Source organism: Nocardioides sp. NPDC023903 (genome assembly GCF_040639295.1).
Classification (GTDB): domain Bacteria; phylum Actinomycetota; class Actinomycetes; order Propionibacteriales; family Nocardioidaceae; genus Nocardioides.
In genome coordinates this window covers 86,336-99,172 of sequence record NZ_JBEZZS010000005.1, presented here as the reverse complement: position 1 = coordinate 99,172, position 12,837 = coordinate 86,336, and the positions used below count along the sequence as shown (strand labels likewise).

Sequence of the window (12,837 nt, the reverse complement as noted above, 5' to 3'; positions counted from 1 at the left end):
AGGGGTAGACGCATGACCAGCACGCATGAGGTGTTCAACCAGGTCCCGCCGTTGGTGGGTCACAACACGGCTGGTGATCCGGTCCTGCGGGAGGGTCTCGAGCGTGAGGGCGCCGCGTGGGCGCTTCCGGAGATCGACGAGCTGGGCCGCCTCGCCGGCACTGCCGAGGCGCAGGAGTGGGGCCGGCTTGCCGAGCGGGTGCCCCCGCGTCTGCACACCCATGACCGCTACGGTCACCGCGTCGACGAGGTCGAGTACGTCCCGGCGTACCACCAGCTGATGGGCGTGGCGGTGGAGAACGGTCTGCACGCTGCCCCCTGGGCCGATGACCGGCCTGGCGCCCACGTCGCCCGGGCCGCGAAGTTCTACGCCTGGAACGTCGATGCCGGCCACGGCTGCCCGATCTCGATGACCTACGCCGTGGTGCCGGCGCTGCGCGCAAACCCCGAGCTCGCCGCCCGGTTCGAGCCGCTGCTGACGAGCCGGGAGTTCGACTTCGGCCTGCGTGATCCCGAGTCCAAGCGCGGTCTGATCGCCGGGATGTCGATGACGGAGAAGCAGGGTGGCTCCGACGTACGCGCGAACACGACGACCGCGACTCCGCAGACCGACGGCACCTACGTCCTGCGCGGGCACAAGTGGTTCACCAGCGCCCCGATGAGCGACCTGTTCCTCACCCTCGCCCAGACGCCCGCCGGCGTCTCCTGCTTCCTCGTCCCGCGCGTACTGCCCGGCGGCGAGCGCAACGCCATGCGTTTCATGCGGCTCAAGGACAAGCTCGGCAACAGGTCGAACGCCTCCTCCGAGATCGAGCACGACGCAGCGACCGGCTGGCTCGTCGGCGAGGAGGGCCGCGGGGTCCGCACGATCGTCGAGATGGTCAACATGACCCGCCTCGACTGCGTGATCGGCTCCTCGGCCGGCATGCGCACCGCGCTGACCATGGCAGCGCACCACGCCCGGCATCGCTCGGCGTTCGGCAAGCCGCTGATCGAGCAGCCGGCGATGCGCAACGTACTCGCTGATCTGCAGGTCGAGTCCGAGGCCGCGACGACGGCGATGCTGCGGCTGGCGGGTGCCAACGACCGGGCGATCCGCGGGGACGAGGGCGAGGCCGCCTTGCGCCGGATCGCGCTGGCGGTCACGAAGTACTACGTCTGCAAGCGGGCGCCGTTCATGGTCAACGAAGCCCTGGAGTGCCTGGGCGGGAACGGCTACATCGAAGACTTCGACGTCGCCCGCATCTATCGCGAGATGCCGCTCCTCTCGATCTGGGAGGGATCGGGCAACGTGGCGGCGCTCGACGCCCTGCGAGCGCTGGCGAACGAGCCGCACACCCTGGACGCCTTCGTGGCGGAGGCGGAGCTCGCTTCCGGTGCCGACGCCCGCTACGACGCTGCGCTGGACCGCTTGAAGAAGGAGTTCACCTCCTTCGACGACCTCGAGCTCCGGGCCCGGCGGATCGTCGAGCAGATGGCACTGGTCTTCCAGGGGTCGCAGCTTGTCCGGCACGCACCGGCTCCCGTCGCCGACGCGTTCTGCTCCTCGCGCCTCGGCCGCGACTGGGGAGGCGCGTTCGGCACCCTGTCGCCGCGCGGCGACCTGTCCGCGATCATCGAGCGCGCGCTCCCGGCATGACGGTCGAGGTCACCAAGGAAGGTCCGGTCACCACGGTCCGGATCAACCGCCCAGAGGTACGCAACGCCGTCGACCGGGCGACGGCGGAGGCCCTCGTGGCCGCCTTCGAGGAGTTCGACGCCGATCCCGATGCTGCCGTCGCGGTGCTGCACGGTGAAGGCGGCAACTTCTGCGCCGGCGCCGACCTGAAGGCGGTCGCCGGTGGCGATCCCAACCGGTTCGAGCCCGACGGGGACGGCCCGATGGGGCCTACGCGGATGCGGCTGGGCAAGCCCGTCATCGCCGCCGTCGCCGGCCATGCCGTCGCCGGAGGCCTGGAGCTGGCGATCTGGGCCGACCTGCGGGTCATGGAGGAGGACGCGGTCTTCGGCGTCTTCTGCCGGCGCTGGGGCGTACCGCTGATCGACGGCGGCACGGTTCGGCTGCCTCGGCTGATCGGCGCCAGCAACGCCATGGACCTGATCCTCACCGGCCGTCCCGTCGGTGCCGAGGAGGCTCTGCGGATGGGGTTGGCCAACCGTGTCGTCCCGCCCGGTCAGGCCCTCGCGGCGGCGCAGGACCTGGCGCGACAGCTCGCCGCCTTCCCGCAGACCTGCATGCGCCACGACCGGCTCTCCATGCTGGAGCAGGAGGGTCTCAGCGAGCAGGACGCGCTGGCCGTGGAGTACGCCCATGGTGTCGTGTCGGTGACCACGGACACTGTCGCGGGCGCGACCCGGTTCGCTGACGGAGCCGGACGTCACGGCTCCTTCGGGACCGACTGACAGACGTACTGGCCCATCAGCACCTGGATCAGCCTGCGACCGACGGACATGGCGTGGGTGCGGTCGGAGCCGGCGAGGCCGAGGAGCGGGTCCAGGCCGCGTACGTGAGGGCCGAGGGCGATGTGCGGAAGCAGCATGATGATGGCGGCGACGAGGGCATCGCGGTCGGTGTCCTCGCGGAGTGCGCCGATGGCGATGCCGAGATCGATCATGCCGCCGATGACCTCGAGGTAGTCGACATAGACGGCCTCACGGACGGCGGCGAGCGCCTTGGGGTTGTGCTCGAGGTTGGCCGAGACCAGCATCTGCCGGTGGCGTGGGTGGTCGTAGAAGTAGTCGATCCACGCATCCATGAGCATGTTGACCGAGCCGATGTAGTCGGTCATCCACGGGAAGTCGGCGCTGGCCGCCTCCATCGCCGCTCGGATGTCGTGGCTGGCCCGGGCGATCAGGTGGACGAAGAGGTCGGCCTTGTCGGTGAAGTACTGGAACAGGCTGCCCTTGGAGATCCCGGCCTCACGGCAGATGGTGTTGAGGCTGGCGGCGTTGTAGCCCCGGACCCCGAACTCTTCCTCCGCAGCCCGGCGCACGGCATCGCGTTTGGCCTCCGGGAGACGCTCCCAGGTCGGCGTAGGCAATGGCGCCACCAGTCCTCTCTCATGGCTGGACGCTCGCATCGTAGCGTGCCGCCGACATGGTCCTTGACCGTCCGGCGGCGGCGCCCCTAACCTATGACCGGTGGTCACATGACCACTGGTCACGTTCGGGCGGAGGCGCAGTGTCCACCATTGGCAACGACATCCTGAAGCGCCGATCCCAGGCGGTTGCCGAGTCGGTCGCGGCTCGCTTCGTGCCGACCTCCTACTCGCAGGTGGACCGGATGGGCGGCGCCGTGGTCCGGCTGGTCTTGCCGCCCTACCTCGTCGAGTTCGACCTGGACTGGATGGACAACGTGGTCGAGGTCTTCGTCCAGCCCCTGCAGCCGGACCGGCCCGTGTCGAACAGGGCCCGGCGACGGCTGGTGGCGATGCTCCCCGCGTATGACCGGGCGTTGTTCGAGAGCGAGACCAGGCGAGCGGTCGGGCGCGGTGGACTGCGTGGCATGGCGGCCCAGATCGACGCCGCCGCCCGTGCCTTCGACAGATTCTGCGACGACACCCCGGCCCGCCGAGAAGTCGGTTTCTGACGCCGAGGGGTCAGCCGAGGGGGAGCGGGGAGCTCTCTTTCGTGTTGCCGAAGGCGAAGGTGGTCTCGATCGAGGCGAGCGCCGGCATGGTGCGCAGGTTGTCGCGCAGAAACCTCTCGTACGTCTCGAAGGACGAGGTGACGACCTTCAGCAGGTAGTCGTGGTCGCCGGCCAGGACGTACGCCTCGGTGACCTCGGGGATGGCGCGGAGGTGCTCCTCGACGGTCTCGACCGCGTCGGTCGTGTGGGTGGCCATCTTGATGCGTACGAACGCGGTGATGTTCATGCCGACCGCGTGCGGGTCGACGACGGCACGGTAGCCGCTGATCACGCCGGCCTCCTCCAGGGCTCGTACGCGGCGCAGGCACGGCGAGGGGGAGAGGCCGACGCGGTCGGCGAGCTCCTGGTTGGTCAGGCGGCCGTTCTGCTGCAGCTCCCAGAGGATGTGCTTGTCGGTCTCGTCGATCGTACGCATGTTGGCAGATTCTGCCACCGAGCCGTCTGAACGTGGCAGATCAGGCAATCATGTGCGCCTTCATTTTTCCTATCGTGGCGCACCATGGGGACGCAGCAGAGTGGTGGGAATCGGGCGCTGGCGGGATGGTCGGCGCTGGGGATGACGGTGGTGCTGTGGTCGTCGTTCGCGCTGAGCACGCGCGGCATCGGCGGGTCGAGCCTGACCGTCGCCGACGCCGCGTTCCTCCGGTTCGCAACGCCGGTGGTCCTGCTGGCCCCGCTGCTGCCGAGCACGATCAGGGCCGTACGCCGCGAGCGGCCGTACGTCCTCGCGCTGCTGCTCGTGGGTGGGCTCCCGCACTTCCTCGTCTTCGCGTTCGGCGCCCAGCTGACCAGCGCCGCGCTCACCGGGATGCTGGTCCCGGGCACGGTGCCGCTCTTCGTCACGCTGCTCGCGCTGGCGCGTGGCCGGGCCTCGCTGTCACCGCGGCGGGTGGCAGCGCTGGGGCTCATCACGGCCGGCGTCGCGGTGAGCGGGTTCCTGGTCGGCGGCGGCGCGTCCCTGGGCGGGGTCGGGCTTCTGCTCGTCGGAGGCTTCGCCTGGGCGGTGTTCACGTCGGGCCTGCAGCGTACGAGCCTGACGCTCTTGCAGATGGTGCTGACCATCTGCACCGTCTCGAGCCTGGCCGCGCTCGTGCTGGCTTCGTTCGGCGCGATGCCGTCGCACCTGCTCGCGGGCACCGCCGCGCTCGACGACGTGCTGATCCTCATCGCGCTCCAGGGCATCGGGACCGGACTGATGTCGACGCTCTGCTACGCCTTCTCCGTCAAGGCGCTCGGCAGCGGCCCGGCCTCGGTCGGTGGCGCGGTGAGCCCGGTGCTGACCGCTGTCGTCGCCGTCCCGATCTTCGGTGAGCGCATCGGGGTCGGCCTCGCCGTCGCGCTGGCCCTCATCGTGGCCGGCGTGGCCACGTTCAACAGGTTCGGGTCCGCGCCGACCTCAGGCGACGATCCGGCCGGCCTCGAGCCGGATGACGTGGTCGGCGGCGGCGATGCTCTCCTCGTCATGGGTGACGCACGCGATCGTGGCGCCGCGGGCGGCCTCCTCGGTGAGGAGCTCGCGGGTGCGCTGCCGGCTGGCGGCGTCGAGCCCCGCAGCGGGTTCGTCCAGGAGCAGGATCTCCGCACGCTGGACGATGCCCTGAGCCAGTAGCGCGCGCTGGCGCTGTCCGCCGGAGAGCTCGCCGAACGTACGGTGCTCGAGGCCGGTCAGGCCGACTCGGTCGATCGCCTCCGCGACGTCGCCCCGCCGTCGCCCGCCCCGCCGTCCCCAGGTTCCGATCGCGACGACGTCGTGGACGGTCACCGGAAGGGCGTCCGGGGTCGAGGGGCGCTGCACGACCAGGGCGAGCCGTCCATGGCGAGTGACCGAGCCGCGCCGCGGGTTTCGCACCCCGGCGAGCAGCTCGACGAAGGTCGACTTCCCCGACCCGTTCGGCCCCGCGACGGCGGTGACCGTCCCGGCCCGAAATGCGGCGCTGACCTCGTGGATCACGTCGTGGCTGTCGTAGCCGAAGCAGAGGTCGTGGGCGGACAGGTGTGGGGAGTCGGTCTGGTCATGGGGAAGCACGTGCCTCACTATAGCAATTGGTAACCATTCTCATTAAGCGCTAGAGTCCCGCCCCGTGCCATCGATCATCGAGCCCTTCCGGACCGACTTCATACTGCAGGCGCTGGCCGGCGGCGTGCTGGTCGCGGCGATCTGCGGGGTCGTCGGCACCTGGGTCGTGATCCGGGGGATGGCGTTCCTCGGCGAGGCGATCGGGCACGGGATGCTGCCCGGTGTCGCCCTCGCGACGGTCCTCGGCGCACCCGTCATGCTCGGCGGCGCGGTGAGCGCGATCGTCATGAGCGCGACGATCGGAGCGCTCCAGCGCCGCGGCCGGCTGACGTACGACACCAGCATCGGGCTGCTGTTCGTGGCGATGCTCTCGCTCGGCGTCATCATCATCTCCCACTCCCGCAGCTTCGCCACGGACGCGACGGCGATGCTGTTCGGCGACGTACTCGCCATCGGGCCCGACGACATCACCGTCCTCGCGATCGCCCTCGCCGTCACCCTGGCCATCGCGGTCGGCTTCCACCGGGCGTTCGTCGCCTCGGCCTTCGATCCCCGGATCGCCCGTACGTTGGGCCTGCACCCGCAGCTGGCGCAGGTGATGCTCGTCGGTCTGGTGACCCTCGCCGTGGTCGCGTCCTATCAGGCGGTCGGCTCGCTGCTCGTGATCGCGCTGCTTCTCGCGCCCGCCGTGGCCGCGGGGCAGTGGACCACGCGGATCCCCACCACCATGGCCTGCGCTGCCGGGATCGGCGCCGTCGCGGTCTTTCTCGGCCTGACCGCTTCCTGGTACGCGGGAACCGCCGCTGGGGCGTCGATCGCCTGCGCGGCCATCCTCACCGCGGTCACCTCGGGGCTGCTCCGCAGCGCCCTCGGTCTTCTTCGACGTCCGTCCCCCACCTCCGAAAGGACCTCATGCACCGCAGGACACTCGCCGGCATCGTCACAGGGTTGACCCTGGTCGCCGCCACCGGATGCGGCACCTCTTCGGCCGATGACCCGAGCGCCGGGTCCACCTCCGGGAAGGACCATGGCGCCGTCGACGGCGCGCAGGAGGTCGCCGAGCCCCAGCTGCACCTGACCACGATCGACGCCGACGGCGCGGTCGCCCAGCTCGACCTCCTCGAGGGGAGCTCGGCGGAGGTCGGGACCATCGGCGCACCGAGCGCGGTCGACTCCGACGGCCGCTACCTGTTCGCGACCACCGCGGACGGCGTGGAGGTCGTCGACAGCGGGATGTGGACCTGGGACCACGGCGACCACTTCCACTACTACCGGGGCGAGCCGAGGGTGCTCGGCACGGTCGAGGGCGAAGGCAGGGCGACGGTCGCGACCGGTCCGCTGTCGACGGCCGGCTCGACGGGAGTCTTCTTCCACGAGAGCGGCGAGGCGGTCCTGCTGGACAACGAGGCCCTCGCTGACGGCGAGGTGCGCGAGCTGTTCCGGCTCGAGGCTGAGCCGCACGCGGGGATGGTCGCTCCGTTCGGCGACGGAGCCCTGGTGACGGTCGCCGACGGCGGTGAGGTCACCGGGCTGAGCTATCACGACGCTGGCGGCAAGGCCGACGAGACCCAGATCGCCTGCGCCGAGGCGAGCGGCACGATCACCACCAGGGTCGGCGTGGTCGTCGGCTGCGCCGACGGCGCGGTGCTGGCCACCGAGACCGACGGCGAGCCCAGCTTCGAGCGGATCGAATATCCGAAGGGCACCTCGGCGCCACGAGCCACGAGCTTCGACGGCCGCAAGAGCCGACCGACGGTCGCGGCCGTCTCCGGGAAGACCGAGATCTGGCTCCTCGACACCCGCGAGCGGACCTGGAGCCACCTCGACGCGGGCGTACCGCTGCGGCAGGTGGTCGCCGCCGACGACGAGGAGGGCCACGTGCTCGCCCTCGACACCACCGGCCGTGTCCGCGTCTTCGCCGCCGAGGACGGCAGGCAGATCGCCGCGACGGAGCCTCTCGTGGACCCGAGTGACAAGGGGATCGACCTGGTTGTCGACCAGGAGCGCGCCTACCTCAACGTGCCGGCCAAGGGCGTCGTCCACGAGATCGACTACGCCGACAAGGCGCGGATCGCGAGGACGCTCGAGACGCCCACCGCCCCGGTGTTCTTCACGGAGACGGGCCGATGAGGCGCCTGCTCGGGACCACCGTCGCGATCACGATCGCGATGACGCTGACCGCCTGCGCCGGAGGCGACGACGGCGACGATCGCCCCCACATCGTGGTGACCACCAACATCCTCGGCGACGTCGTCGCCAGCACGGTCGGCGACGCCGCTCAGGTCACCACCCTGATGCGGCCCAACGCGGACCCACACTCGTTCGAGATCTCCGCCCGGGAGGCCGCGATGATGCGCGATGCCGACCTGGTCGTCTCCAACGGGCTCGGCCTCGAGGAGGGCCTCCAGCGCCATCTCGACCAGGCGGCCGAGGCCGGCGTCGAGACGTACGTCGCAGGCGAGCAGATCGACGTCCTCGACTATGCCGACGGGGAGTCCGCCGGCACGCCGGACCCGCACTTCTGGACCGACCCGGCACGGATGCGTGACGTCGTCGACGGCCTCGAAGCCGCGACGAAGGACATCGAGGGCATCGACGACCGGACCGTGGAGCAGGCGGCTGCGGCGTACCGGACCGAGCTCGAGAAGCTCGACCAGGAGATGACCGGCTCCTTCGCGAGCATCCCGGAGCAGAACCGCAGCCTGGTCACCAACCACCACGTGTTCGGCTACCTGGCCGAGCGGTTCGGGTTCCGCGTCGTCGGCGCGGTCATCCCGGGTGGGACGACCCTGGCCGCGCCCAGCGCCGCGGACCTGCGCGACCTGACCGAGGCGATCGAGCAGGCCGGCGTACCGACGATCTTCGCCGAGTCCTCCCAGCCGGACCGGCTCATCCAGGTGCTCGCCGACGAGGCGGGCGTCGATGTCGCGGTCAGCGAGCTGTTCACCGAGTCCCTCACCGAGAAGGGCGAGGGCGCCGACACCTATCTCTCCATGATGCGCGCCAACACCGAGCGCATCACCAGCGGGCTCTCACCAGGGCCCACCGAGTGAAAGGCACCCCCATGAAAACCCCACAGAACCGTGCCCTCCGAGCCATCACGGCGGTGGCCGGCGTATCGCTGGCGCTGTCGGCGTGCGGATCCACCGCCGAAGGCGACGAGTCGTCGACCCCGAAGGCGGACAACGGAAGCCGCCTCGCGGTGTCCTACACCAACGGGATCGCCGTCCTCGACGGTGAGTCCCTCGAGGTCGTCGAGGAGTTCGAGACCGAGGAGTTCGTACGTCTCAACTCGATCGGCGACGGCCGCAACCTCACGGTCACCACCAGCAAGGGCTTCCAGGTGCTCGACACTCAAACCCCCGAGCTGACCGACCTCGTCTTCCCGGCCGACACCGGCGGGCACGTCGTCCACCACGGCGACAAGACGGTCCTCTTCGCCGACGGCAGCGGCGAGACCACCATCTTCGAGACCGGTGCGCTCGGTGACGCCGGCAAGCTCCCGGAGACGACGACCTGGACGGCTCCCGAGGCCCACCACGGCGTCTCGATCGTGCTCGAGGACGGCACCCTGCTGACCACGGTCGGCACCGAGGAGAGCCGCTCGGGCGCGATCGCGCTCGAGCCTGACGGTGCCGAGTTCAAGGAGGTCGCCGTCAACGACACGTGCCCCGGCATCCACGGCGAGGGCACGGCCGCCGACGAGGCGGTGGTCTTCGGCTGCGAGGACGGCGCCCTGCTCTACCGCGACGGGAAGTTCGAGAAGCTGCAGGCGCCCGACGAGTTCGGCCGGATGGGCAATGCGTACGTCTCGGAGACCAGCCCGATCATCGTCGGCGACTACAACACCGACCCCGACGCCGAGGGCTACCTGCTCGACACGGTCACCCTCGTCGACACCGAGAAGAGCACCTTCAAGCCGGTCGTGCTCCCCGAGGGTGTCGAGTACACCTTCCGCGACGTGGCGCGCGGCCCGGAGGACCTGGCCTACATCCTCGCCACCGACGGCTCGATCCACGTCCTGGACCCGGCGACCGGCAAGATCACCGACGAGTTCCCGGTCGTGAAGCCCTGGGAGGGGCCGGTGGAGTGGCAGGACCCGCACCCGGCGATCAAGGTGAACGGCGACATCGCGTACGTCACCGAGCCGGCCAGCAACACCGTGCACGCCGTCGACCTCACCTCCGGTGAGGTGACCGCATCGGTCGAGCTCTCCGAGCAGCCGAACGAGATCGCGGTCGGCTGATTCTCGTGGCTCGTCGTGCTCGGCTCAGTCGCCCGCCGGAACCACCATCGGCGTACCGGCGACCGGGTCGGGCACGACGACGCACGGCAGCCCGAACGCCTTCTCGACGGCCTCAGCGGTGACCACCTCGGCCGGCGGCCCCTCGGCGAGGATCCGGCCGTCCGCCATGACCACGAGGTGGTCGCTGTAGCGGCAGGCCAGGTTGAGGTCGTGCAGCACCGTGACGATGGTCCGTCCGGTCTCCCGGTTGAGCGTACGCAGCAGCCGGAGCAGGTCGACCTGATGACTGATGTCGAGGTACGTCGTCGGCTCGTCGAGCAGCAGCAGATCGGTCTGCTGGGCGAGCGCCATCGCGATCCAGACCCGCTGGCGCTGGCCCCCGGAGAGCGCGCGCAGCGGGCGGTCGACGAGCTCGCCGGTGTCGGTGGCGGCCAGCGCCTCGGCGACCGCCTCCTCGTCCCGCGCGCTCCAGTGGCGGAACCAGCCCTGGTGCGGGTGGCGTCCGCGCGAGACCAGATCACCGACGGTGATGCCGTCCGGGGCGACCGGGGTCTGGGGGAGCAACCCGAGGACGCGGGCGACCTCGCGGGAGCCGCGGTCCAGGATCGGTGTCCCGTCGAGCAGCACCTCGCCGGCGGACGGACGCAGCAGCCGGGCGAGGCCCCTCATCAGCGTCGACTTGCCGCAGGCGTTGGCGCCGACGATCGCCGTCACCCGCCCGTCGAGGACGTCGAGATCGAGCCGGTCGACGACGACGCGGTCGTCGTAGCCCAGCGTCAGCTCGCGCGCCGCGAGCCGCGGCGCCAGGGTCGTTTCCGGCTGGGTTGTTTCCGGCTGGGTCATCCGCCCATCCCTCTCCGGTTGGTGGTGGCGATGAGCCACAGCAGGTACGGCGCGCCGACGGCGCCGGTGACGACTCCGGTCGGGACCTCGACCGGCAGCAGGTTCATGGCGACGTAGTCCGCGACCAGGCACACGATCGCCCCGACCGCACCGGCGGCGACGATGCCGCCGCGGGCGCTGCCGAGCATCCGATCGGCGATCGGTCCGGCCACGAGGGCGACGAACGCGATCGGCCCGGCGACCGCCGTGGCCAACGAGGTCAGCAGGACCCCGGTCGCGATCAGGGCGAGCCGGGTCGCCTCGATGCGTACGCCCAGACGGCGGGCGGTGTCGTCGCCCAGCTCGACGGCGCGGAGCAGCCGCTGGAGCAGCGGCACCAGCGGAACGAGCACGACGATGGCGACCAGCAGCGCGTTGTTCTCCGCGTCGCCGGCCTGCCCGATCGATCCGGTCAGCCAGTGCAGCGCGGCCCTGGCCTCGGTGAGCGAGGTGCGGGTGAGGAGGTAGCCGGTGATCCCGGTGCAGAACGCCGCGGTGCCGATGCCGATCAGCACGAAGCGATAGCCGGTGATGCCGTCGCGCCAGGCCAGGACGTACATCACCGCGGCCGTGATCAGGCCGCCGCCGAAGGCCAGCAGTGGGATGCTCATCCCGCCGAGGGCGGGCACCGCGATGCCCGCGACGGCCGCCACGCTCGCGCCCGCGGAGATGCCGACGAAGTCGGGCGAGGCCAACGGGTTGCGCAGCAGCTGTTGGAAGATCGTGCCGGCGGCGCCGAGCGCCAGCCCGACGCACACGGCCGCCTTGACCTGCGGCCCGGTCAGGTCGCGCACGATGAAGTCGACGGCGGCATGGTCGCGCAGATGCAGCAGCGAGGCGAGCACCTGGTCAAGGCTGAGCTGGACCGAGCCGAAGCAGAGCGTGAGCAGGGCCAGGACGGCGGCGACGACGAGCAGGATGACAGGTACGACGCTCGCGCGGACCCGGCGGCTGCGCCGCGTGCGCCGCAGGGCCGTCACGGTCTGGGGCATGACGCTCATAGGTCCGCCAGCCGGGCGTAGCGGACGAGGAGCACGAAGAACGGGGCGCCGATGATGCCGAGGACCACGCCGACCTGGAGCTCCCCGGTGCCGCCCAGGACGCGCCCGAGGATGTCCGCGCCGAGCAGCAGCAGGGCACCCAGCACCATCGAGTAGGGCAGCACCCAGCGATAGTCGGGACCGCACAGGAACCGCGCCACATGCGGCACCACCAGACCGACGAAGACGATGGGACCGCACGCGGCGGTCGCGGCACCGCAGAGCAGCCCGACCACGAGGAACGACAGGATCCGCGTACGCGTCAGGGAGACGCCCAGCCCGCGAGCGGCGTCGTCGCCCAGGGCCAGCGCGTTGAGCCAGCGTCCACACAGCAGCGCCAGGACGATGCCGACCAGCAGGAACGGAGCCACACCGGTCACGATCGGGGCGTAGCGGCCGGCCAGCGAGCCGACCTGCCAGAAGCGGTACTGCTGCTGGGCGTCGAGGTCGGTGAGCAGCAGCCCGGTCGTCACCGCGGTCAGCCCGGCGGTGATCGCGGCCCCGGCGAGGGCCATCTTCACCGGCGTCGCGCCGTCGCGTCCGAGCGAGCCCACCGAGTAGACGAGCACGGTCGCCGCGAGCGCCCCGGCGAACGCCGCGACGACGTGGAACCCGAGCGAGCCGATGCCGAGCAGCGTGATCGAGCTGACCACGGCGAAGGCGGCCCCGGCGTTGACGCCCATGATCCCCGGGTCGGCGATGGCGTTGCGGGTCAAGCCCTGCAGCAGAGTGCCGGCGAGCCCGAGAGCCGCGCCCGCGAGGAGTCCGAGCACGGTGCGGGGGACCCGCAGGCGCACGGTCACGGTGTCCTCGATCGAGGAGGAGCTGGTGAAGGTCCGGAAGGCGTCGAGGACCTGGCTCAGCGCGATGTCGCGCGACCCGAGGGTCACGCTGAGGAAGGCGAGGACGGGCACGAGGGCGACGAGCAGCAGCAGGCCGACGGCGAGCCCGGAGGCTCGCCGTCGTACCGGTGCGGGGGTCGCGGTGGCGACAGAACTGATCAC

13 protein-coding genes and 1 pseudogene are annotated in these 12,837 nt (G+C 70.8%); 8 read left to right on the top strand and 6 right to left on the bottom strand.

Going from position 1 to position 12,837, the window contains the following annotated elements; translation table 11 throughout:
- Positions 1 to 12: 12 nt before the first annotated feature.
- On the top strand, positions 13 to 1,638 hold the full coding sequence (locus tag AB0F44_RS08210) for an acyl-CoA dehydrogenase family protein (RefSeq protein ID WP_357354370.1): 1,626 nt from the start codon (positions 13 to 15) through the stop codon (positions 1,636 to 1,638).
- A complete protein-coding gene (locus AB0F44_RS08205) occupies positions 1,635 to 2,402 on the top strand; it encodes a crotonase/enoyl-CoA hydratase family protein (RefSeq protein ID WP_357354368.1) in 768 nt (255 codons plus the stop codon). Before AB0F44_RS08210 ends, AB0F44_RS08205 begins: the two co-directional genes overlap by 4 nt.
- On the opposite strand, the gene AB0F44_RS08200 is transcribed toward AB0F44_RS08205, so the two are convergent.
- The gene (locus tag AB0F44_RS08200) at positions 2,378 to 3,049 is read right to left on the bottom strand and encodes a TetR/AcrR family transcriptional regulator (RefSeq protein ID WP_357354366.1); all 672 of its coding nucleotides are present in this window, start codon (positions 3,047 to 3,049) and stop codon (positions 2,378 to 2,380) included. The two genes, AB0F44_RS08205 and AB0F44_RS08200, sit on opposite strands and share 25 nt — an antisense overlap.
- A 131-nt stretch (positions 3,050 to 3,180) precedes the next feature.
- Here AB0F44_RS08200 and AB0F44_RS08195 point away from each other — a divergent pair, with 131 nt between their 5' ends.
- Complete coding sequence (locus AB0F44_RS08195; protein ID WP_357354364.1) at positions 3,181 to 3,588, top strand: hypothetical protein; 408 nt, start codon at positions 3,181 to 3,183, stop codon at positions 3,586 to 3,588.
- Positions 3,589 to 3,598: 10 nt separating this feature from the next.
- On the opposite strand, the gene AB0F44_RS08190 is transcribed toward AB0F44_RS08195, so the two are convergent.
- Positions 3,599 to 4,063: an Lrp/AsnC family transcriptional regulator gene (locus AB0F44_RS08190; RefSeq protein ID WP_357354362.1), complete on the bottom strand. Its 465-nt coding sequence runs from the start codon at positions 4,061 to 4,063 to the stop codon at positions 3,599 to 3,601.
- A gap of 84 nt (positions 4,064 to 4,147) precedes the next feature.
- On the opposite strand from AB0F44_RS08190, the pseudogene AB0F44_RS08185 reads away from it, so the two are divergent.
- Positions 4,148 to 5,008, top strand: a pseudogene (locus AB0F44_RS08185) (DMT family transporter); the annotation flags it as partial.
- A 36-nt stretch (positions 5,009 to 5,044) separates the two neighbouring features.
- Here AB0F44_RS08185 and aztA read toward each other — a convergent pair.
- Positions 5,045 to 5,674: a zinc ABC transporter ATP-binding protein AztA gene (gene aztA, locus AB0F44_RS08180; RefSeq protein ID WP_357354360.1), complete on the bottom strand. Its 630-nt coding sequence runs from the start codon at positions 5,672 to 5,674 to the stop codon at positions 5,045 to 5,047.
- Between the two features lie 55 nt (positions 5,675 to 5,729).
- Here aztA and aztB point away from each other — a divergent pair, with 55 nt between their 5' ends.
- From aztB to aztD, 4 genes are read left to right on the top strand one after another with little or no spacing between them, the layout of a single operon-like run.
- Positions 5,730 to 6,617, top strand: a complete 888-nt coding sequence (aztB, locus tag AB0F44_RS08175; RefSeq protein WP_357354358.1) for a zinc ABC transporter permease AztB — start codon at positions 5,730 to 5,732, stop codon at positions 6,615 to 6,617.
- On the top strand, positions 6,578 to 7,795 hold the full coding sequence (locus AB0F44_RS08170; RefSeq protein ID WP_357354356.1) for an ABC transporter: 1,218 nt from the start codon (positions 6,578 to 6,580) through the stop codon (positions 7,793 to 7,795). The genes aztB and AB0F44_RS08170 overlap by 40 nt, the downstream gene beginning before the upstream one ends.
- On the top strand, positions 7,792 to 8,718 hold the full coding sequence (gene aztC / locus AB0F44_RS08165; protein ID WP_357354354.1) for a zinc ABC transporter substrate-binding protein AztC: 927 nt from the start codon (positions 7,792 to 7,794) through the stop codon (positions 8,716 to 8,718). The genes AB0F44_RS08170 and aztC overlap by 4 nt, the downstream gene beginning before the upstream one ends.
- An 11-nt stretch (positions 8,719 to 8,729) precedes the next feature.
- Complete coding sequence (gene aztD / locus AB0F44_RS08160) at positions 8,730 to 9,911, top strand: zinc metallochaperone AztD (protein WP_357354352.1); 1,182 nt, start codon at positions 8,730 to 8,732, stop codon at positions 9,909 to 9,911.
- 24 nt (positions 9,912 to 9,935) lie between these two features.
- Here the strand turns inward: aztD and AB0F44_RS08155 are convergent, their stop codons facing one another.
- Genes AB0F44_RS08155 through AB0F44_RS08145 form a run of 3 tightly spaced genes read right to left on the bottom strand, consistent with a single transcriptional unit; the run spans position 9,936 to position 12,837 of the window.
- Positions 9,936 to 10,754 (bottom strand): ABC transporter ATP-binding protein, encoded by an 819-nt coding sequence (locus AB0F44_RS08155; RefSeq protein WP_357354350.1) that lies wholly within the window; start codon positions 10,752 to 10,754, stop codon positions 9,936 to 9,938.
- Positions 10,751 to 11,794, bottom strand: a complete 1,044-nt coding sequence (locus tag AB0F44_RS08150; protein WP_357354348.1) for an iron chelate uptake ABC transporter family permease subunit — start codon at positions 11,792 to 11,794, stop codon at positions 10,751 to 10,753. Before AB0F44_RS08150 ends, AB0F44_RS08155 begins: the two co-directional genes overlap by 4 nt.
- Positions 11,791 to 12,837 (bottom strand): iron ABC transporter permease, encoded by a 1,047-nt coding sequence (locus AB0F44_RS08145; protein WP_357354346.1) that lies wholly within the window; start codon positions 12,835 to 12,837, stop codon positions 11,791 to 11,793. Before AB0F44_RS08145 ends, AB0F44_RS08150 begins: the two co-directional genes overlap by 4 nt.

Bases quoted from the DNA above. Each gene is read 5' to 3' on its own strand.
- aztC (WP_357354354.1), top strand. From the start codon at position 7,792: ATGAGGCGCCTGCTCGGGACCACCGTCGCGATCACGATCGCGATGACG.
- AB0F44_RS08155 (WP_357354350.1), bottom strand. From the start codon at position 10,754: ATGACCCAGCCGGAAACAACCCAGCCGGAAACGACCCTGGCGCCGCGG.
- AB0F44_RS08190 (WP_357354362.1), bottom strand. From the start codon at position 4,063: ATGCGTACGATCGACGAGACCGACAAGCACATCCTCTGGGAGCTGCAG.
- AB0F44_RS08205 (WP_357354368.1), top strand. From the start codon at position 1,635: ATGACGGTCGAGGTCACCAAGGAAGGTCCGGTCACCACGGTCCGGATC.
- AB0F44_RS08170 (WP_357354356.1), top strand. From the start codon at position 6,578: ATGCACCGCAGGACACTCGCCGGCATCGTCACAGGGTTGACCCTGGTC.
- AB0F44_RS08210 (WP_357354370.1), top strand. From the start codon at position 13: ATGACCAGCACGCATGAGGTGTTCAACCAGGTCCCGCCGTTGGTGGGT.
- AB0F44_RS08150 (WP_357354348.1), bottom strand. From the start codon at position 11,794: ATGAGCGTCATGCCCCAGACCGTGACGGCCCTGCGGCGCACGCGGCGC.
- aztD (WP_357354352.1), top strand. From the start codon at position 8,730: ATGAAAACCCCACAGAACCGTGCCCTCCGAGCCATCACGGCGGTGGCC.